At 70.5% G+C, this 19,964-nt stretch carries 14 protein-coding genes; 10 read left to right on the forward strand and 4 right to left on the reverse strand.

Annotated features, from left to right (window positions below; translation table 11 throughout):
• Positions 1-110 precede the first annotated feature (110 nt).
• The 3 genes from AB5I40_RS02285 to AB5I40_RS02295 are packed head-to-tail and all read left to right on the forward strand — an operon-like array spanning position 111 to position 10,065.
• Positions 111-4,559 carry an SDR family NAD(P)-dependent oxidoreductase gene (locus tag AB5I40_RS02285; RefSeq protein WP_370936748.1) on the forward strand — a complete coding sequence of 1,483 codons (4,449 nt, stop codon included), beginning with the start codon at positions 111-113 and terminating at the stop codon, positions 4,557-4,559.
• Positions 4,556-8,899, forward strand: coding sequence for a beta-ketoacyl synthase N-terminal-like domain-containing protein (locus AB5I40_RS02290; RefSeq protein ID WP_370936749.1), 4,344 nt, complete (start codon positions 4,556-4,558; stop codon positions 8,897-8,899). The genes AB5I40_RS02285 and AB5I40_RS02290 overlap by 4 nt, the downstream gene beginning before the upstream one ends.
• On the forward strand, positions 8,896-10,065 hold the full coding sequence (locus AB5I40_RS02295) for a cytochrome P450 (RefSeq protein WP_370936750.1): 1,170 nt from the start codon (positions 8,896-8,898) through the stop codon (positions 10,063-10,065). Before AB5I40_RS02290 ends, AB5I40_RS02295 begins: the two co-directional genes overlap by 4 nt.
• An 11-nt stretch (positions 10,066-10,076) precedes the next feature.
• Here AB5I40_RS02295 and AB5I40_RS02300 read toward each other — a convergent pair whose 3' ends face one another.
• From AB5I40_RS02300 to AB5I40_RS02315, 4 genes are read right to left on the reverse strand one after another with little or no spacing between them, the layout of a single operon-like run.
• Positions 10,077-10,889 (reverse strand): MAB_1171c family putative transporter, encoded by an 813-nt coding sequence (locus AB5I40_RS02300; RefSeq protein ID WP_370936751.1) that lies wholly within the window; start codon positions 10,887-10,889, stop codon positions 10,077-10,079.
• Between the two features lie 8 nt (positions 10,890-10,897).
• Positions 10,898-11,173, reverse strand: a complete 276-nt coding sequence (locus tag AB5I40_RS02305; protein WP_370936752.1) for a hypothetical protein — start codon at positions 11,171-11,173, stop codon at positions 10,898-10,900.
• The gene (locus tag AB5I40_RS02310; RefSeq protein ID WP_370936753.1) at positions 11,170-11,664 is read right to left on the reverse strand and encodes a hypothetical protein; all 495 of its coding nucleotides are present in this window, start codon (positions 11,662-11,664) and stop codon (positions 11,170-11,172) included. The genes AB5I40_RS02305 and AB5I40_RS02310 overlap by 4 nt, the downstream gene beginning before the upstream one ends.
• A gap of 22 nt (positions 11,665-11,686) precedes the next feature.
• Positions 11,687-12,082 carry an XRE family transcriptional regulator gene (locus tag AB5I40_RS02315; protein ID WP_370936754.1) on the reverse strand — a complete coding sequence of 132 codons (396 nt, stop codon included), beginning with the start codon at positions 12,080-12,082 and terminating at the stop codon, positions 11,687-11,689.
• Positions 12,083-12,239: 157 nt separating this feature from the next.
• On the opposite strand from AB5I40_RS02315, the gene AB5I40_RS02320 reads away from it, so the two are divergent.
• The 7 genes from AB5I40_RS02320 to AB5I40_RS02350 all read left to right on the forward strand — a co-directional run bounded on the left by AB5I40_RS02320 (position 12,240) and on the right by AB5I40_RS02350 (position 19,961).
• Positions 12,240-12,779: a ricin-type beta-trefoil lectin domain protein gene (locus tag AB5I40_RS02320; RefSeq protein ID WP_370936755.1), complete on the forward strand. Its 540-nt coding sequence runs from the start codon at positions 12,240-12,242 to the stop codon at positions 12,777-12,779.
• A gap of 102 nt (positions 12,780-12,881) precedes the next feature.
• On the forward strand, positions 12,882-13,925 hold the full coding sequence (locus AB5I40_RS02325; protein ID WP_370936756.1) for a LacI family DNA-binding transcriptional regulator: 1,044 nt from the start codon (positions 12,882-12,884) through the stop codon (positions 13,923-13,925).
• 127 nt (positions 13,926-14,052) lie between these two features.
• On the forward strand, positions 14,053-15,375 hold the full coding sequence (locus tag AB5I40_RS02330) for an MFS transporter (protein WP_370936757.1): 1,323 nt from the start codon (positions 14,053-14,055) through the stop codon (positions 15,373-15,375).
• A gap of 16 nt (positions 15,376-15,391) precedes the next feature.
• Positions 15,392-16,492 carry an extracellular solute-binding protein gene (locus AB5I40_RS02335; protein ID WP_370936758.1) on the forward strand — a complete coding sequence of 367 codons (1,101 nt, stop codon included), beginning with the start codon at positions 15,392-15,394 and terminating at the stop codon, positions 16,490-16,492.
• Positions 16,482-17,999, forward strand: coding sequence for a class I adenylate-forming enzyme family protein (locus AB5I40_RS02340; RefSeq protein ID WP_370936759.1), 1,518 nt, complete (start codon positions 16,482-16,484; stop codon positions 17,997-17,999). Before AB5I40_RS02335 ends, AB5I40_RS02340 begins: the two co-directional genes overlap by 11 nt.
• Positions 17,996-19,183: a CaiB/BaiF CoA transferase family protein gene (locus tag AB5I40_RS02345; protein WP_370936760.1), complete on the forward strand. Its 1,188-nt coding sequence runs from the start codon at positions 17,996-17,998 to the stop codon at positions 19,181-19,183. The genes AB5I40_RS02340 and AB5I40_RS02345 overlap by 4 nt, the downstream gene beginning before the upstream one ends.
• Positions 19,176-19,961: an enoyl-CoA hydratase/isomerase family protein gene (locus AB5I40_RS02350; RefSeq protein WP_370936761.1), complete on the forward strand. Its 786-nt coding sequence runs from the start codon at positions 19,176-19,178 to the stop codon at positions 19,959-19,961. The genes AB5I40_RS02345 and AB5I40_RS02350 overlap by 8 nt, the downstream gene beginning before the upstream one ends.
• Positions 19,962-19,964 lie beyond the last annotated feature (3 nt).

Here is a 19,964-nt window from a genome sequence, read left to right on the forward strand (position 1 = left end):
GTAAGAGAGGTTCGCTTCGGCTCTGTCCGAAACGCTGGCTGCGGCGTCGCTGGATGTGCTGCAATGCGCGTATCAGCTCTCCGCCGAGAGTGAACTGGTGAGGGGTGGATATGGAGCCGATCGCCGTAGTCGGGATGGCGGTCCGGTTTCCGGGTTCGAATGACCTCGCTGAATTCTGGCGGAATCTCCTCGAAGGCCGCGATTGCATCACCGCGCTTTCCGACGACCAGATCCTGCGCGCCGGGGAAGACCCGAAACGCCTGGCCATGCCCGGCTACGTGCGCCGCCGTCCTCGCATCGACGCGCCTTACGAATTCGACGCCGCGTTCTTCGGCCTCACGCCGCGAGAAGCCGAGATCCGTGACCCCCAGTTCCGGGTGTTCCTCGAGGTCAGCCACGCCGCGCTGGAGCACGCCGGACAGGTGCCCGCCGATTTCCCCGGCCGGATCAGCGTTTTCGCCGGCGCGGGCAGCAACCGGTACGCCAGCGAACACGTCGAGCCCGACGCGCGCCTGCTGCGTTCGGTCGGCCAGCTCGCCGTCGACTTCAACAACGACCCCGACTACTTCGCCGCCAGCATCGCGCAACGCCTCGGCCTGACCGGGCCGAGCCTGACAGTCCGCACCGCCTGCTCCACGTCGCTGGTCGCCCTGCACCTCGCCCGCCAAGCGCTGCTCGCCGGCGACTGCGAGCTCGCGCTCGTCGGCGGCTCGATGATCGACCCGCAGAGCGAACGCGGCTTCGTGCACGTCCCCGGCGGCGTCAACTCCGCGGACGGCTCGTGCCGCCCCTTCGCCAGCGCGGCCACCGGGACGAACTTCGGCGACGGCGTCGGCGCGATCGTGCTCAAACGGCTGTCCGACGCGCTGTCCGACGGCGACACTGTCCACGCGGTAGTCCTCGGCTCGATGGTGAACAACGACGGCGGCCGCGGCACCGGCTTCACCGCCCCCAGCGTCGACGGCCAGGCCGACTGCATCACCGGCGCGTTCACCGCGGCGGGCATCGACCCGCGCACCATCTCGTACTTCGAGGCGCACGGCACCGGAACCGCGATCGGCGACCGCACCGAGGTCGCCGCGATGACCCAGGCGTTCCGCACGCTCGCCGGGCAACCGCTGCCGCCAGTGTCCTGCCTGCTCGGCTCGGTCAAGTCCAACGTCGGCCACCTCGGCGCCGCGGCCGGAGTGGCGGGCGTGATCAAGACCGTCCTCGCGCTGAGCCACGAGCGGCTGCCCGCGAGCATCAACGTGGACGCGGTGAACCCCGAACTCGGCCTCGCCGATTCGCCGTTCGAGGTGCTCACCGAGTCTCGCCCGTGGCCCCGCCAGCCGGGCTCGGTCCGCCGCGCGTGCGTGAACTCGTTCGGCATCGGCGGCACGAACGCCCACGTGATCCTGGAAGAGGCCCCGCCAGCCGAGCCTGATCTGCTTTCGGTGGATCAGATCGTCGTCTGGTCCGCCGACGACCGGACCGCCGAGTCCCAGCTCCGCGACCGCCTCCGCGACTACTTCGCCGACCTCGACCCGGCCCTGTTCGCCGCCGCGGCCCACACGCTCCAGGCCGGCCGGACCGCGCGCTCGGTGCGTTCGGCGGTGGTGGCCCGCGACCGGGACGATTTCCTCGCGCAGCTGGCGTCTGGCGTGCTCAGCTCGGAGGACCGTCCGCGCAGCGTGGGCCTGCACTTCCCGGACGAGTCGGTGTGGCAGCCCGGTTTGGCGAGCGGTCTTTACGCCACCGAGCCCGACTTCCGCAACGCGTACGATGCCGCATTCGCGGTCCTCGAACCCCTTGCCGGACTGGGTGGCGCACCCGACCTCGCCCGCCCGACACTGTTCGCCCTCCAGTACGCGATGGCCATCTGCCTGACCCGCTGGGGAGTGCGGCCGGAGAGCGTGACCGGCGACGGTGTCGGCGCACTGGCCGCGCAGGCCTTCCGCGAGGGCGAGATCTCGCGCGACCTCGCGGAACGCGTGCTGAGCGGCGCGGGAAGTCCACAACGGACTGAACCGCGAGCGGACCTGACGGTGCTGCTCGGCCCCGGCACCGCGTCCGCTCGCGTCCTGCCGGTCCTTTCCGACAACGGCCTCAACGATGCCCTGGCCACCCTGTGGGTCCACGGTCAAGACATCGACTGGCGCCGCCGCGCTCCGCGCACCGCCCGCCGGATCCCGGTGCCGGGCTATCCCTACCAGCGACGGCGACACTGGGTCGACTACCACGGTCCCGTCTCCGTTGACCAGCCGAAACCCGCCGGATGGACGTTGCTGCACGAGCGTTGGCAGCCGGGAAGCGAGGCCCCACCGACCCTCGTCCGAAGCGCGCGAGCCCTGGTACTCCGGCCGGAAAACGTCCAATGGGTAACAGATTCCGTAGCCGCGGCCGGGTACGAAGCCGTCGACCTGCCCAACGTCGAAGCCCTGCGCGAGACCGCGATACCCGACCTGATCGTCCACGCCCTCGGGGTCACCGACGACGACAGCACCGACCTGGAAACCGGCCTCTACAGCGTTCTGGCCTGCGTCCAAACCCTGGCGAAGCACCTCCGGTCCACCCCGGCAACCCTAGCGATCCTGCTCCGGAACACCGTCGACCTGACCGGTGCCGAACCGCTCAACCCCGCCCGCGCCATGCTGAACGCCTTCGCCCGCACCGTCGAACGAGAACTCCCCACCCTCCGCTGCGTGCTCATCGACGTCGGTCCCATCGCGGCGACCTCCGTACTGGCCGCCGAACTCGCCACCCTGACCGCACCCCAGGTAGCCCTGCGCGGCCGCACCCGCTGGCTGCCCGACATCGTCGAAGTCGACGACACCCCAGTCGAGCCACGCCCGTTGCGGGACAACGGGATCTACCTGATCACCGGCGGACTCGGGGGAGCAGGCCTCGTGATCGCACAGGCGCTCGCCGACACCGGGATCCGCCCACGGCTTGCCCTGCTCGGCCGGTCCGCCACCCGCACCCCGGCGATCGAGCACCTCGAAGCAGCTGGCGCGACCGTCGCGGTGCTCAAAGCCGACGTGACCGACCCCGAATCCCTGAACGCTGCCCTCGCCGAGGTCGAGCGCACGTTCGGCCGAGGCCCGCACGGAGTCGTCCACGCCGCCGGAATCGCAGGCGGCGGCCTGGTCGAACGCCGCTCACGGTCCGATGTGGACAGAGTCCTGCGACCGAAGGTCCAGGGCACCCTCGCCCTCGAACACGCCCTGTCCGGAGCGGACCTCGACTTCCTCGTCTACTTCTCCAGCCACGCCGGGGTATCCGGCCTCCGCGGCAGCGCCGACTACGCCGCCGCCAACGCCTTCCTCAACGCCCACGCCGCCCGCCACCGCCTCCGCCACCCTCGCACCCTGTCGATCGCCTGGCCCGCCTGGGAACGAACCGGCATGACCGCCACCCCCGGCCACCGGGTCGTCATCGCCCCAGGTCAGACCTGGCAGCTCGACGAGCATAAGTTCGGCGGCGTCCCGGTGCTGCCCGCCACGGCGATGCTGGAGTTCGCCGTCACAGCCGCGCGAGCCCTCCTGCCGGACAGCTCGCCGATCGGCCTGCGCGACACGCTGATCCTGCGTTCCCTGCCGGTCACCGAGCCGCACTACGTCGAGGTCGCCGTCTCCGCCGCACCCGGCGGTCATCGCTTCCGCCTGCGCTCGAAACCCGTGCAGGGACAAGGGGAGTGGACCGACCACGCCGAGGGACTGATCGACGTCCCCGACACCGAACCGGAACTCGCCGGCCAATCGCTGCCCAGCGCGGCCCCGCACGTGCCCGCGACGGCGGCAGGCCCCGGCTTCGGATTCGGCCCGCGCTGGGAAAGCGAAATCCGCCGGTGGGGCGACGAGCACGAGGCGGTCGCCGAACTCGAGCTGCCCGAAAAGTTCCACGCCGACCTGCACGAACACCTCCTGCACCCGGCCCTCCTCGACGTCGCGACCGCCACGCTGATCGACACCACCGCCGACGCGGTGTTCGTCCCGTTCCGGTACCGCTCGGTCGCCGTCTTCGACCGGCTCACCAGCCGCGTCACGGCCCGCTCCCGGATGCGCGAGCGGACCAGCACCACCCGCGTAGTCGACGTGGACCTCCACGACACCGAGAACGGCAACCACCTCGTCGCGATCCGCGAGCTGACCTTCCGCGCCGTGCCCCGCACCGACTTCAGCCGCCCCACCGCACCGGCACCGACCTCGCGCGACCCGCAACTCGACCCAGCGGAAGCCGCGCAGATCTTCCTCGACGCTCTCAGCCGCGACCTGCCCGCGACGGTGATCGTCGAACATCTCGGCACTCCGCCCGCACCACCGGCGGCCGAGCCGACCCCGCCGCCCGGACAGCCCGTGGTCGAGGTCGTCCGTCAACTGTGGACAGACCTGCTCGGCAACCCCGACATCGGCCTCGACGACGACTTCTTCGACGTCGGCGGCAGTTCGCTGGCCGCTGTGCACATCGTGGACCAGATCGAACAGCGCTACGGCATCGCGCTGAGCTCGGGCGCGCTGTTCGAATCCGCGACCGTGCGCACCGTCTCGGCCACCCTGACCGACCGAGGAGCACGATGAGCGACCAGATCGCGATCGTAGGCCTGGCCTGCCGTTTCCCCGGCGCGGGCGAGGTCACGCAGTTCTGGGACAACCTCCGCGGCGGCGTCGCCTCGATCGCCGACCGCTCCGAGGAGGAACTCCGCGAGGCAGGAGTCCCGCCGACCCGGATCGCCGACCCCGACTACGTCCGGGCCGCCGCGCTGGTAGCCGACCTGGCGGGATTCGACGCGGACCTGTTCGGCTACCGCCCGGAGCTGGCAAGGGCCACTGACCCGCAGCACCGGCTGTTCCTCGAATGCGCGCACGCCGCGCTCCAGAACGCCGGCTACGACACCGGCCGCGTCCCCGGGCGAGCCGGAGTCTTCGGTTCCGCTGCCCCGAACCTCTACGGCGCCCTGCACGTCAGCCGCGACCCGGCCGCCCGCGCCGCGCTCGCGTCGCTGGAATGGAGTGTCGGCAACGAAAACGACTACCTGGCCACGAACGTCTCGCACCGCCTCGGCCTCGACGGACCCAGCCTGGCGGTCGCTACCGCGTGCTCGTCGGCCCTCGTCGCGGTGCACCTGGCCGCTCAATCCCTGCGGCAAGGCGACTGCGACCTCGCCCTCGCCGGAGCCGCAGACGTCCAGTTGCCCTACGGCCACGGCTACCTCTGGCACGAGGGTGCGATTGTGTCCCGCACCGGTCGCTGCCGCCCCTTCGACGCCGCCGCCGACGGAACCGTCTTCGGCTCCGGCGCGGGCGTCGTCGCGCTGAAACGCCTCGCCGACGCTGTCGCCGACCGAGACCACATCTACGCGGTGATCGGCGGCTCCGCGGTCAACAACGACGGATCCCGCCGGTTCACCTTCACCTCGCCCGGCATCGCCGGCCAGGTCGAACTCGTCCAGACCGCGCTTGCCCGCGCCGGGCTGACCGCCGCCGATCTCGGCTACGTCGAATGCCACGGCACCGGCACCACCGTCGGCGACCCGATCGAGGTCGAAGCGCTGACCACCGTGCTGGCGGGCCGCGGCGACGTCCCGATCGGCTCGGTGAAGGGCAACATCGGCCACCTCGGCTCCGCGGCCGGGATCGCGGGCCTGATCAAGACCGCGCTGGCCATCCACAATGGACAAATCCCGGCGAGTGCCGGTTTCGCCGAACCCAACCCGGACATCGGCTTCGACTCCAGCCCCTGCTTCGTCACCACCGAACTCCGCGACTGGACGCAGCCGCGCCGGGTCGCGGGCGTCAGCTCCTTCGGCATCGGCGGCACCAACGCCCACGTCGTGCTCACCCAAGGCCCCGCCGTCGCCGCCGAAGCCAGCGCGCGGCCCCGGCAGCTGATCACCGTCTCCGGCCGGACCGAAGCCGCCGCCAACGCCGCCGTCCGCGCGCTCGCCGAGACCGTGCGCGCGAACCCGGACCTCGACGTCGCCGACCTGGCCCACACCCTCCACCGCGGCCGGGCCGCACACGCGCACCGCCGCACCCTGGTAGCCACCCCCGGCGAGAATCTGGCTCAACGGCTGGAAGAACTGGCCGTCGACGGCCGCCCACCGGCTCCGCGACGTCCGCCAGCAGTGGCGTTCCTGTTCCCCGGACAGGGCGAGCAGTACGCGGGAATGGGCCGCGAACTCTCCTCGCACGAACCGGTGTTCCGCCGTGAACTCGACCGCTGCGCCGACCTTCTCGGAATCGACCTCGACCACGAAACCCTGCGCAGCACAGACCTCGCCCAACCCGCGCTGTTCGCCGTCGAATACGCCCTCGCCCAGCTCTGGATGCACTGGGGCGTACCGCCCCGAGCCCTCGCCGGACACAGCATCGGCGAGTACGCCGCGGCCTGCGTCGCAGGGTGCTTCAGCCTGGAAGACGCTGCCAAACTGGTTGTCCTGCGCGGCGAACTCATGGCGAGCACCGCTCCGGGCGCGATGCTCGCGGTCCCGCTTCCCGAGGACGAACTCCGCGCCGAACTCCCGGACGGCGTGTCGATCGCCGCGGTCAACAGCGCCCGCAACACCGTCGCGTCCGGGCCCGCTCAGCTCGTGGACCAGCTCCGAAACCGGTTGACCGACAAGGGAATCCGCTGCGTCCCGCTCCCGGTGGACCACGCCTTCCACTCCGCGCTGATGGACCCGATCCTTCCGAAGTTCCGCGCCGCCCTCGCGGACATCGAGCTGCACGCCCCGAAAATCCCTGTCGTCTCCAGCGTCACCGGCGACTGGCTGACCGCCGAGCAAGCCCGCGACCCGGAATACTGGGTCCGGCAACTCAGCCAGCCAGTGCGGTTCGCCGACGCGCTAAACACGTTGTGGGACAACGGAGAACACGCCCTGCTCGAAGTCGGCCCCGGCGGCGCGCTGTCCACCATAGCCCGCCTGCACTGGCGCGAAACCCGAACCGCCCCTGTGCCGACCATCGTGTCCTCCATGCGCCACCGCGCCGACAAACGCACCGACGCCGACCTGCTGCTCCGCGCACTCGGCACGCTCTGGTCCGCCGGAGTCGAACCGGACTGGGACACGTTCTGGGCGGAGGAGAACCGCCGCCGCCTGCCACTGCCCGGCTACCCGTACCAACGCGGCCACGCCTGGGTCGACCCGGACCCGGGATGTCCGCCGCTGGCCGGGATGTACGGCGTCCCGCTGACCGCCGCCGAACCACCGGCCGAAAAGACGCCGCTCGAACTGCCGACCTGGGCCGAACAACCCCTCGACCAGACCAGCGTCGGCGTCATGCCCGGAGAACCCTGGCTCGTCTTCACCGCGGGCTCACCGGTCGTAGACCAGGTCCTCGACGACCTCCGCCGCGCCGGAGCCACCGTGGTCCGAGCCGAACCCGGCACCGAATTCGCCCGCCGCGCCCCCGGCCGGTACACGCTCCGCCCTGCTGACCCCGCCGACTACGACGCACTCCTGACCGAGCTCGCCGCCGCCGGACTCGCACCCCGCCGCATTGTCCACGCCTGGCTGCTCGACGAGGACAGCCTCGAACACGGCCTGTTCAGCCTGCTGGCCCTCGGCCGGACGTTGGCCCGGCGGCAGATCTCGGTCCCGATCGCCCTGACGATCCTCGCCACCGGCCTGCACGAGGTCACCGGCGCCGACCCGGTCGCCCCCGCGAAAGCGACCGTCCTCGGCCCGCATCACATGGTCAATCAGGAGATCCCGAACCTGTCCAGCCGCGTCGTCGACCTCGCGCTGCCCGCGGACGCCCGGCAAGTGCTCGCCGAACTCGCCGCCACGGACGACCAGGCCGCCCTGCGCGGCCGCCGCCGCTGGGTCCGCGAGATCCGCCCGCTGCCGAGCCGCCCGCCGCAGTCCCTGCCAGCGCTGTTGCGCGAACGCGGCACCTACCTGATCACCGGCGGGCTGGGCGGCATCGGCCTGGCCCTGGCCGAGGACCTCGCCCGCCTGGTCCGCGCCCGGCTCGTCCTGGTCGGCCGCTCCAGCTTCCCCGACCGCCCCGACTGGGACACCTACCTCGCCGAAGGCCCGTGCCCGATCCGCAAGCAGACCATCAGGCGCTTCAAGGAGATCGAGGCCCTGGGCGGCTCCGTCCTGGTCCGAGTCGCGGATGTCGCCGACGAACAGGCCATGCGCCACATCCGCGACACCTGCGGCCGCATCGACGGCATCTTCCACGCCGCAGGCAGCCCCGGCGGCGGCATGATGGCAGTCCGCCGCCGCGAGGACGTCGAAGCGGTACTGGCCCCGAAGATCACCGGAACCCAGATCCTGGACCGGGTTTTCGGCCAGGACCCGGACTTCCTCGTCCTGTTCTCCTCAGTCACCGCCCTCGTCCCGACCTACTACGGCCAGGCCGACTACCTTGCCGCCAACGCCTATCTCGACGCCTTCGCCCACGCCAGCCCGCCCGGGCCGCGGCACACCGTGTCGGTCAACTGGGACGCCTGGAGCGAGACCGGCATGCTCGCGTCCAACGATCCGCACAGCAACTACCTCCGCACCAGCGAGGGCCTCGACCTGCTCTGGCGAATCCTCGCCGCCCGCCTCGGCCCGCAGGTGATCGCCGCCCCGCGCGGCCTCGCCGAAGTCGGCCGCGAAGCCGCCCAGCGGATGGAACCCCAGCCGGTCCCGATGCCCGCCCACCACCTGGCCCCGGTCGTGCGCGAGGACCTCGCCGAAGCGACCGGCCTCCAGCGAACGCTGCTGCAGTTGTGGGAAGAAACCCTGGGCGTCCCCGATCTCGACCTGGACAGCGACTTCTTCGAACTCGGCGGCAACTCGCTCCAGGCCACCCAGTTGCTCGCCCGCCTCCGCGAACACCTGGACGTCGACCTGCCCGCCGCGACCCTGTTCGACCACTCGACGATCCGCGCCCTCGCCGACGAACTCAACGCACTCCGATGAACCTGGCCGACCCCCGGACTTTCGAGTCCGACCGCGCTGAATTCTGGCGCTCCACCCGCGCGCACAACCCCGTCTACCGCCACGAACCGCACGGCTTCTGGGTAGTGTCGCGGCACGCCGACGTTCTCGCTGTCTACCGCGACGCCGCCCACTACACCTCTGAACGCGGCAACGTCCTGGTCACCCTGCTGGCCGGGGGAGACTCCGCGGCCGGCCGCATGCTCGCCGTGACCGACGGCCCGCGCCACCGCGAACTCCGCCAGATCCTGCGACGCGCCTTCACCCCGTCGGCACTCGACCGCCTCGCCCGCCAAGTCCGCCGCAACACCCGCACCCTGATCGTCGACGCCGTCTCGCGCGGCGATTGCGATTTCGCCGCCGACGTCGCGAGCCGAATCCCCATCACGACCGTCGGGCACCTGCTGGGCGTGCCGGAGAGCGACCACGATTTCCTGCTGACTCAAACAAAGCGCGCCCTGAGCTCGGACGACCGCGACTCCGACGAGCTGGAATCTTCCCTGGCCCGCAACGAAATCCTGGCCTACTTCACCGACCTGCTGGCTGATCGCCGCACCACTCCCGCCGACGATGTCCTCACCGCGCTGGCCGCCACCCGGCTGTCCGCCGAAGAAATCGTCCTGAACTGCTACAGCCTCCTCATCGGCGGCGACGAGACAAGCCGCCTGTCCATGATCGAGGCCGTTCGCGCCCTCGCCGCCCATCCTTCGCAATGGGACCTGCTGCGCAACGACGGCGTCACTCTTGCTACCGCCACCGATGAGGTCCTGCGCTGGTCGACTCCCGCGATGCACTTCGGCCGCACCGCGATCGCGGACACCGAAATCGCCGGTCACCCCATCGCGGCTGGCGAGATCGTGACGCTGTGGCTCAGCTCGGCGAACCGCGACGAAACCGTCTTCGCCGAGCCGGACCGCTTCGACCTCGGCCGCACCCCGAACAAACACCTCGCCTTCGGCTACGGCCCGCACTATTGCGTCGGCGCGCAGTTGGCGCGGATCGAGATCGCCGAGCTGCTTTCGGCGCTCCGGAAGTACACGACCGGGTTCGAAACAGTCGGCGAACCGAGGCGGATCCACTCCAACTTCCTGACCGGATACAGCACGCTGCCGGTACGGTTCGTCCCGGACACGGCGGAGCTTTACTGAAGCCGGTGCCGTCAGGACACGCCCGGCCGGCGGAGTTCCCGGGAAACCGCGGTGAGCCAAGCGGTTTCGGCCGCGATGGTCGGAGCGAGACCAGGCGGCCGATAGTCCGCCGCGGCGCCGAACCGGCGGCCTTCGCGGTGAGCGGCCAGCGCGGCGACGATCGAAGCGGCTTCGATGGCGGCGGGTACCCGATCCGGGGCGATGCCAGTACGCCGCGCGGTGTACGCCGCCCGTTCGGCCACCGCGGGATCGAAGTGCTCCCGCAACGCGAGGTGCCCGTCCCGGATCTCGATGATCCGGCGGTAGAGAGCCAAGTGCACCCCGCCGCCGGTGTTCAGGACGATACCTGGCACCGCCTCCCGCATCACCGTCCACAGAGGACCAAGGCGGCGGTATCCCAGGTAGGCCCGCAGCCATCGCACGGGCGCACCCAGCCGCGGCCCCCACACGGAGAGCGTCGCGCCGGCGGCGGCGAGGGTCACGGCCACCGCGCCGAGCAGCACCGACGGGGTGTCCTCGGCAGCGCTGACCTGGCCGGTTGCCAGCAAGCTGTACATGTCCTCGACCGCCCACGCTGTCCACAACAGGCCAGCCGAGGCGCCAGCGATGATCAACTGAAGCCCACGCCGCAGCGAACCGGGAGCCATGCGCTTGGCGTACCGCCGGATCAGGACGATGAACAGCGACAACGCCGACGCAGCGGCCAAGGTGTAGATCACGTAGTAGATCAGCAACGGCAGGACACCGGACCTGCTCACCACGGTGTTCCCGTCGACCTCGCGGGCGTCGGCGGCGGCGAACAGAACGGCGTTGACCGCGAGCATCTCGCCGGTCAGCAGCGGACCTGTCGCCGCGTCGGTTCTCCTGGCGACAGCGACCGCGCGAACAGGACGAGGAACGCGAGCGAGGCGAGCTTCAGCTCGTCGCCGAGCAAGCCCGCCGTATTGCCGCCCCGGACGGCGAGCAGAGTCATCCCGGCGGTCAAACAGCCGATGAACATGCACAGGTACCTGATCCCGGGCGGGGGAGCCGGGCGGCGCGACTCCACCTTCGCGGCCACCGCGAGCAGCGCGCACAGACAGCCGGAGTACCCGATCGCCTCGATCACCCGAACCACCGCTCCACCAAAGCAAGCCCGCGCGAAACGCGAACGTTCCCGGCAGCCGCCGGATCGTGCCCGCGGGCCGCGCGGTGCGCTACGAGGGTGGCCAGCAACTCCGCCTCCTGCTCCTGCACCTCGGTGTACACCGAACGGCCGAGCACCCGCTGGACGAGCTCGGGGGAGAGGGTCGGCAGGAGCGCGCCGACGTCCACGGCGCCGCCCCCGGAGTGCCCGCACACGAGGTGCCCGATTTCGTGGAGCAGGATGTGCTGGCGGTGCAGCGCGGAAGTGTTGGCGGGCAAGAGAATGTAGTCGGCGCGGTCGGTGGACATCACCAGCCCGCACGGACCGCCGACGACCGCCCGGGCGGGCAGCAGCTCGATCGGCCGGTTGCGGCCCGCGGCGACTCCCCGCACGAACTCGGCCGGGTCGAAGGGCTCCGGCAGTTCCAGGTCGTTGGCGAGTTTCCGGCATCTTCGCCACAGTTTGCGATCCACGAACCGACCCCCCAGTCCAGACTTACTCGCCGGCTTCTCTTCGCGCGATCGCGTCGATCATGTCGCTGATGGTGCCCAGCCCGGCCCTGGACAGGGTCACCGCTCGGAGCGCCACGTCCCGCACCCCCGCGTCGCGCAGCGCGCCGAGCAGTTCGAGCTCCTCGGCGATCCGGGCGCTCTGCTCGTCGTCGAAGAAGTACGCGGGCGGCACCTGGAAAAACCCGGCCAGCGCCTCGAGATGCCGCTTGGTGGGATTGTCCCGGCGGCCCGTGCGCAGCTGCCAGAGGTAGGTGGCCGAAAAGGTCTCGCCCGTCGCCTCCCGGCAAGCGCTGGCGACCTCTTCGCTGGAGTACTGAACGCGGTCCGGCTTGCGCACGACGTCGAACAACTTCTCGATCTTCTCGGCGAGCGAGGCCATCGTCAGTCTTCCTCTGCTGGCGTGAACATGTCCGGCTTCCGGATTCATCTTAGTTGACAGCGGCCGTCCCGTCATCCAGGATCGGCCATGAGCTGAGATGAATGGACGGATTGATTGCACTCATGTCAGCTAACACCCCGATGTTGAAGGAGAAGACATGACGAAGCGCAAACTCCTCGCCGGCGCAGTCGGCGCCCTGGCCCTCGCCGGCACGATGTTCACCGCGGCCCCGGCGTCCGCGGCGCCCGCGTCCGCGCCCAAGCCGGTGCAGCCAGTCGGCTATTACGCCTTCGGTTCGTACTACTTCAACGGCACGAAGTGCATCGACGAAGACTCGGACGACAGCAGAGGCGACGGCCGCAAGGTCTGGACGTACAACTGCAATGGCAGCTACAACCAGCAATGGGCGATCGCTCCGGACGGCTCCATCCACAGCACCAACGACGGCCGCTGTCTGTCGCCCTCGGCGACCGGCCTGGGCGACCCGGCCCCGCGCCTGGAGGGCTGGGGCTGCAACGGCAGAGCCGAACAGCAGTGGGTTTTCTACGACGACGGCACCATCCGCAACCGCCTCCTGGGCACCTGCATCCAGTTCGGTTTGGACCAGGTGAACAAGAAGGGCGTCTACACGTTTGTCGGACAGTGCAACAACTTGGCCCCGCTGCAGGGCTGGGACGCGCACTACCTGCACAGCTGATCGGACTGCCTGGACGGGGCCTCTTGCCGGGCTCCGTCCGGGTGCCGGCCCCTGGCCCTCCGCGCAGCAAGCGCCCCGCCGCAAGGCAGTTACGATCGACGAGTGCCCACAATCAAGGATGTAGCGCGCCTGGCAGGTGTGACCCACGCCGTGGTTTCGCGCATCCTCAACGGCGACAAGGCGTTGCGGGTCCGGTCCGAGACCCGCGAGCGCGTGCTGGCGGCCGCCGCTGAGCTGGAGTACATCCCGCATCACGCGGCGAAGGCGTTGCGCGCGTCGCGCGCCGGGGCGATCGGACTGGCGGTGCACGACTTGAGCAATCCGGTGTACAGCGAGGTCATCAAAGGCGCGCAGGAAGCCATCAACCGGCACGGCTCGGTGCTCATGCTGGCCGACGCCGCCGAGCTGCACCGGGACGCGGCGACCTTCCGCCGGTTTGTCGCGAGCGATGCGATCGACGCTCTCCTGCTGCTGCCCGCGGGCGACGAGTCCGACGCCGCGATCGCGCACTCCGCCGCCGCGCGCATCCCGACGGTTCTGGTCAACGAGCGCTCCGCTGACTATCAAAGCGTGAGCGCGGACGAGCACGCGGCCGGAATGCTCGCGGTGCGGCACCTGGCCGACCTGGGACACCGGGAAATCGGCCTGCTGCATCTGGACGGCGCGACCCAGCGCGGCGCGGACCGCGTCGACGGGCATGTCGCGGGGCTGCGGGAACTGAGCCTCGAACTGGACGACCGCTGGGTCGGGGACGGCGGCCACGAGCCCGAGTCCGGACGACGCGCACTGCTCCGGCTCGCGGAAAACGGGCCGCTTCCGTCGAGCATTGTCGTGCACAGCGTGCAGGCCGCGGTGGGCGCGCTGATCGCGGCGAGGGAACTCGGCATCGACGTGCCGGGGGAGTTGTCGATCGTCGGGTTCCACGACATGCCTTACGCCGCATACCTCGAACCGGCGCTGACCGTCGTCCGGATGGGGCTGCGCGAGATGGGCGCGGCCGCGGTCGAGACGGCGATGCAGCTGCTCGACGGCCAGGCCGTGGACAAGCAGGTCAAGGTCACGGAGCCGGAGCCGCGGATCGTCGCGCGCGACTCCACGGCGCCGCCGCGCGCGTCCAGTTCACCAGGCGGTTCCGCCGCTCGTTGACGGCGACCCCGAAGCCCCGCCATTCGCTAGCAGGCTCCGATGCTGACTCTTTGCCAGGTTGGTAACACGTGTTACCGTCGCCTTGTTCGTGCTCGCCGGACCCCCCCCACGTCAAGGAAGACGCCTCATGCCGACCTCACCCAGCAGCAGGCCGCGGATCGTCGCGGCCGCCGTCGCCGGAAACTTCGTCGAGTGGTACGACTTCGCGATCTACGGCTACTTCTCCGCCGTTCTGGCGAAGGTCTTCTTCCCGGAGAGCGAAGGGTTCGTGGGCTTGCTCGCGACCTTGGCGATCTTCGCGGCCGCCTTCGTCCTGCGGCCGGTGGGCGCGCTGGTGTTCGGGCATCTCGGGGACCGGCACGGCCGCCGCTGGGTCCTGTCCGTCGTGATCCTCATGATGGCGGTCGCCACCGCGTTGATCGGCGTCCTGCCCACCTACGAGCAGATCGGGGCGCTGGCGCCGATCGCGCTCACCGTCCTCCGGCTCGTGCAGGGGTTCTCCGCGGGCGGCGAATTCGGGGGAGCGGCGTCCCTGCTGTTCGAGTCCGCCGACCGCCGCCGCCGGGGGTTGATGGGCTCGGCGCAGCCCGCGAGCATCGTGGCCGCGCTGGCGGTTTCCGCCGGTCTGGGCACCGCGCTCACCTCGGCGATGAGCGAAGAGTTCTTGCACGGCTTCGGCTGGCGCATCCCGTTCCTGCTCTCGCTGCCGCTCGGCCTCGCGGGGTGGTACATCCGCCGCCGGATCGACGAGTCGCCCGCCTTCACCGAGCTTCAGGTGACCGGCACGCTGGAGGAGGCTCCGATCAAGGAGGTCTTCCGCTCGAGCTGGCGCATGATCATCGCGGGCACGGCGGCGATCGTGTCGTGGACGGCGGGCGGCTACGTCACGCTCCAGTTCCTGCCGACGTTCTTCGAGGGCGTCCTGAAGCGTCCGATCAGCCAAGGCCTGACCGCGTCGCTGGTCGGCCTCAGCGCGTACGCGGCGTTCGTCGTCCTCGGCGGCTGGTTGTCCGACAAGTTCGCGCGCTGGAAGGTGATGCTGGCGGGCGCGGTTTTGCTCGCCGTCGTGGCGGTCCCCGGCTACCAGCTGCTCATCGCGGGATCGACGGTCGCGATCGGGGCCGCGGTGCTGTTGTTCGCCGCGTCGCTCGGGTTGGTGGCCGGCCCGACGCCCGCGCTCTTGGCGGAACTCGCCCCGGGCAGCGTGCGGACCTCGTTCCTCAGCATCGTCTACGCGGTCGCGAACGCGGCCTTCGGCGGCGTGGCCCCGTACATCGTGGTGGCGCTCGTGTCGTCCACCGGATCGCTCCTCGCTCCCGCGTACTACCTCGTCGTGCTGCAGGTCGTGGCGATCGCCGGGCTAGTCGCGGTCGGCATCCACCAGCGCCACCGCGCGCGTAATCCGGAGCCGCAGGCAGCGCGCCCGTCCAGCCCCGTTCATCACGACTGACAGGAGAAACCAGGCCATGACGCGCCTACGGGGGCTCACGTGGGACCACCCCCGCGCCATCGACCCCATCGTCCGCACGTCCGCGGAATACGAGACCCGCACGGGAATCTCGGTCGAGTGGACCGCGCGGTCGCTTGAGGAGTTCGAGGACGTCCCGCTCGCCGAACTGGCGGACGAGTTCGACATCCTGGCGATCGACCATCCGCACGTGGGAAACGCCGCGCGCGCCGGTGCTCTCGCGCCGCTGCCGTCGGAGATCCTCGAGAAGCGGGCGACGGCTTACGTCGGGCCGAGCCTGCGCAGCTATGTGTGGGAGAACCGGCTCCTCGCCCTGCCGGTCGACGCGGCCTGCATGGTGAGCGCGGCGAGGGCCGGGACCGACCTCCCGCACACGTGGCCGGACGTCCTCGCGCACCTGGCCGAGCTAGGGCCCGCCCGCACTCTGCTCGCCGCGAATCCCACGCATCTGTGGGGCACTCTGCTGTCGGTGTGCGAAGCCGTCCGTCCGGGCGACCTGCCCGGCTGGTGGGGTGACGACGGTCTGGACGCCGACACCGCGTTGGCGGCATTGGCATTGCTGCGCGAGGTGCTGGCACTGCTGCCCGAGAGGTCGTTCGAGGCGAACCCGATCCAGGTGCTCGACGAACTCGCAGGCACCGGGTCCGCGCGGTACACGCCGCTGGTCTTCGGCTATAGCACCTACGCACTAGAGCGGCGCGTCGTGTTCTCGGACGCGCCGGTCGCGGCCGGGCGGACGGCCACCGGGTCGCTCACCGGCGGGGTCGGTCTCGCCGTGTCGGCACGATCAGCCCGGCCGCAGGAGGCGGCGGACTTCGTCGTTTTCGCCACCTCGCCGGAAGTACAGGCCGGGATCTGCCTGGCAGCAGGGGGTCAACCCGCCGCGGCGCGTGCCTGGCACGACCCGCTCGCCGGAGAATTCTTCAGCAGCACGCTTTCGACTATGCAGCAGTCGTTCCTCCGCCCTCGGGTGCCGTCCTACCCGCGGTACCAGCGCGTGGCGGCGTCGGCGCTGCACGACATGATCCGCGGAGGAGCCGACGACGCGCGGATCGTGGTGCGCCTCAACAACTTGTGGTCCGGTGCGCATGTCGGCTGACACTCTGCCGGAGCTCCTCGAACACACCTACGAAGCACACGGGGCCGCGCCCGCGCTGCTTCACGACGGAAGCTGGCTCACGTTCGCCGAAACGGCCAGGCTCGCGCGAGGCATCCATGCCCTGCTCCTCGAATATGGCGCTGCCCAAGGAGATCGCGTCGTCGTGCATCTCGAGAACGGCGTGGCGACCCGGCTGCTCGATCAAGCCCTGCTCGGATTCGGCCTCGTCCGGGTCGCCGTCTCGGCGAGGCTCCATGTCCGGGAAGTCGCGGCGATCTGCCTCGACGCAGAGGCGGCCGTCGTGTGCGCCGACCCCGGACAAGCCGACCTGCTGCAGGCCGCGCTCCACGACGTTGGCGCCCGCACCGTCGTCGTGGGCCTGGATGCCGACCGTCCGCCCGCCCTTGGCGACGCGCAGACGACGGCACTGGTGCGCCCGCAAGACGACGACGTCGCAATGCTGATGTACAGCTCCGGCACGACCGGCGCGCCGAAAGCGGCTGTGGTCACGCAAGGCGCCTGGGTAGCGCGAACCCGGCACTCGCTCGCGTGTCTGCCTCCCGTGACGGAAGCGGACACGGTGATCCTCGCAGCCCCGGCGGCCCATTTCGCCGGATCGGTCGCGCTCGACTGCTTCGTCCAAGGCGCCCGGACGGTGATCGAGCGGCGATTCGACGCCGGAGCCGTCCTCGACCAGATCGACCGGTACGAGGGAACGATCGTGCCGCTCGTGCCAGTCCTGTTGGCCCGCCTCGTCGATGCGGCGGCCGGTCGGCCCGCCAGCGGACGGCACATCCGCTGCCTCCCATACGGCGGCTCCTCCGTGAGCACCGACGTATTGGTCCGCGCGTCCCGCCGATTCCCGGGCGTGCTCACCCAGTTCTACGGGCTCGCCGAAGCCCTCGCACCGCTTTCCGTGCTGACACCGGCCGATCACGACGGCTCGGATTCGAGCCGCCTCACGTCAGCCGGAAGGTTCGTCGACGGTATCGAGCACCGCGTCGATGACGGCGTCCTCGCAGTGCGGGGCAGCGTCGTCATGCCGGGCTACTGGCGGCGGCCTGACCTCGACGCGAAGGTGCTGTCCGACGGCTGGTTCGCCACCGGCGACCTGGCTCGCGTCGATGCCGACGGTTATCTGCACCTGACCGGGCGCAGTTCGGACGTCATCGTCTCCGGCGGGTACAACATCCAGCCGCGGGAAGTGGAACAGGTCATCGAGCGGGTCCCCGGCGTGGCCGACGTCGCCGTGGCAGGCGTGCCGGATCCCGAGTGGGGCGAGGCGGTGCACGCGTTCGTGGTCGTCGGCGACGACGCCCTGCGGGACCCGGGAACCCTGGCGACGACCCTGCGCGACGCGTGCGCGGGCGCCATCGCCTCGTACAAGAAGCCGCGGCACGTCCACGTGCGAAACAGCTTGCCGCGCAACCACTACGGCAAGCTCGACCGGCGGGCCCTGCGTGCTTCCGTCGCGCCCGAGCCGCCGACGAAGGAGGCAGACGCATGACCCAGGCGCTCGAAGGGATCCGCATCCTCGACTTCACGCAGATGATGCTCGGCCCGTACGGGACGCAGATGCTCGCCGACCTCGGCGCGGACGTCATCAAGGTGGAGCGTCCCGAGGGGGAGTGGGAACGCTCGCTGGAGATGATGGGCGGCCTGGTCGCCGGGGAGTCGGCCGCGTATCTCGCGATGAACCGCAACAAACGGTCGCTCGCACTGGATCTCAAGGACCCCGCCGCGCGAGACGCCCTGCTGCGCCTCGCGGCGACGTGCGATGTCGTGGTGGAGAACTTCCGTCCCGGGGTCATGGACAAACTGGGCTTGGGCTACGACGACATCCGCGCGGTGCGGCCCGATGTCGTCTACTGCTCCGGGTCGGGCTGGGGACAGGACACACCATTCGCCCGCGAGCGCCGCCCCGGACAGGACCTCCTCATCCAGGCGATGTCCGGACTGGCGGCAGCCACCGGACGGCGCGGCGACCCGCCGACGCCCGCGGGGACGGCGATCGTCGACCACGCCACCGCGCTCACTCTCGCGAACGGCATTCTCGCGGCGCTCGTCGCGCGGGAACGGCACGGGATCGGACAGCGCGTCGAAGTCGACCTCTACTCGACCGCAATCGCCATGCAGTGCCAGGAGATTTCCGCTTTCCTCAACCAAGACGGCAGCTACGACCGGTCCGAGGAAGGCATCGGCCAGGCGTGGCTGTCGGCTCCGTTCGGCGTCTACGCGGCACAGGACGGCTGGATCGCGCTGGCGATGGCCCCGCTGGACGTCGTCGCGGACGTAGCGGGCGACCCGTCGCTCGCCGATCTCGATCCCTGGGCGGACCGGGACGAGGTCAAGCGTCGCCTGGAATCGCTCGTGCGCCAGGAGCCCGCAGCACATTGGGTCCAAACTCTGGGCGCCGCAGGACTCTGGGCGGCGCGCGTGCGGACCACCGAGGAGGCCGTCGCCGAGCTGAAGGAACAGGATTCGGACCTGCTGATCACCACCGAGGGCCCCGACGGTTCCCCGATCTCGCTGATCGGCTGCCCGGTCACCCTCAGCGAGACGCCCTGGCAGCTCCGCTCGGCGCCGCCGCGGGCGGGCGAGCACACCGCGGAGGTGCTGCGCGAGGTGCTCACCGAAGAAGAGATCGCCCGCTTCACGACGCCCGCTGCGAGGAGTGCCGCCCATGACTGACGCCCACCCCAACCTGGTCGTGCGAGACGAGGGCGCGGTCCGGATCCTGCGGATCGACCGGGAGGACAAGCTCGGCGCCTTCTCCGGTTCGCTGATCGCCGCTCTGGGGAACGAGATCACGGCCCTGCGCAACGACGCAGCCGTGCGCGCCGTCATCCTCACCGGCACCGGGCGGGGCTTCGTGGCGGGCGCGGACATCGGCGAGTACGGCACTTCCTCGCGCGCCGAATTCGAGGCATACCAACGACGTTCGCGGATGGTCTTCGACGCGCTCAGCGCACTGCCGCAGCCGACCGTCGCGGCAGTCAACGGCTACGCGTTCGGCGGCGGCTTCGAGATCGCCCTCTGCTGCGACGTCATCCTCTGCTCGGAAACCGCCCGCTTCGGCCTGCCGGAAATCAAACTCGGCCTCATCCCCGGCGGAGGCGGTCCGCAACGGCTGGCCCGCCAGGTCGGCCCGAGGTGGACGAAGGAGCTGGTCCTGACCGGACGCACCGTTTACCCCGACGAGGCGCTCGCGCGCGGGGTCGTCGCGAAGGTCGTCGCATCGGACCGCTTGCCCGCGGAGGCGCTGGAACTGGCTACCACGTTCGCTCTCCTGCCCGCCGAGGCCGCCCGGGCGGCGAAGCAACGCATCGACGAGGGAGCGGAGCAGGATCTGGCGACGGCGCTCGGCGACGACCAAGCGGCGCTGGGCAGGTTGTTCGACACGCCCGACGCGAAGGAGGGCATCGACGCGTTCATCCAGAAACGCCCGCCCGCGTTCGGCCGTCTCTGACCT

Origin of the sequence: Amycolatopsis sp. cg13, from assembly GCF_041346965.1 — a bacterium.
Taxonomy (GTDB): domain Bacteria; phylum Actinomycetota; class Actinomycetes; order Mycobacteriales; family Pseudonocardiaceae; genus Amycolatopsis.

Excerpts from the sequence above, each read along its gene's own strand:
- AB5I40_RS02285 (WP_370936748.1), top strand. The coding sequence starts at position 111 with ATGGAGCCGATCGCCGTAGTCGGGATGGCGGTCCGGTTTCCGGGTTCG.
- AB5I40_RS02290 (WP_370936749.1), top strand. The coding sequence starts at position 4,556 with ATGAGCGACCAGATCGCGATCGTAGGCCTGGCCTGCCGTTTCCCCGGC.
- AB5I40_RS02295 (WP_370936750.1), top strand. The coding sequence starts at position 8,896 with ATGAACCTGGCCGACCCCCGGACTTTCGAGTCCGACCGCGCTGAATTC.
- AB5I40_RS02300 (WP_370936751.1), bottom strand. The coding sequence starts at position 10,889 with ATGCTCGCGGTCAACGCCGTTCTGTTCGCCGCCGCCGACGCCCGCGAG.
- AB5I40_RS02315 (WP_370936754.1), bottom strand. The coding sequence starts at position 12,082 with ATGGCCTCGCTCGCCGAGAAGATCGAGAAGTTGTTCGACGTCGTGCGC.
- AB5I40_RS02320 (WP_370936755.1), top strand. The coding sequence starts at position 12,240 with ATGACGAAGCGCAAACTCCTCGCCGGCGCAGTCGGCGCCCTGGCCCTC.
- AB5I40_RS02330 (WP_370936757.1), top strand. The coding sequence starts at position 14,053 with ATGCCGACCTCACCCAGCAGCAGGCCGCGGATCGTCGCGGCCGCCGTC.
- AB5I40_RS02335 (WP_370936758.1), top strand. The coding sequence starts at position 15,392 with ATGACGCGCCTACGGGGGCTCACGTGGGACCACCCCCGCGCCATCGAC.
- AB5I40_RS02340 (WP_370936759.1), top strand. The coding sequence starts at position 16,482 with ATGTCGGCTGACACTCTGCCGGAGCTCCTCGAACACACCTACGAAGCA.
- AB5I40_RS02345 (WP_370936760.1), top strand. The coding sequence starts at position 17,996 with ATGACCCAGGCGCTCGAAGGGATCCGCATCCTCGACTTCACGCAGATG.
- AB5I40_RS02350 (WP_370936761.1), top strand. The coding sequence starts at position 19,176 with ATGACTGACGCCCACCCCAACCTGGTCGTGCGAGACGAGGGCGCGGTC.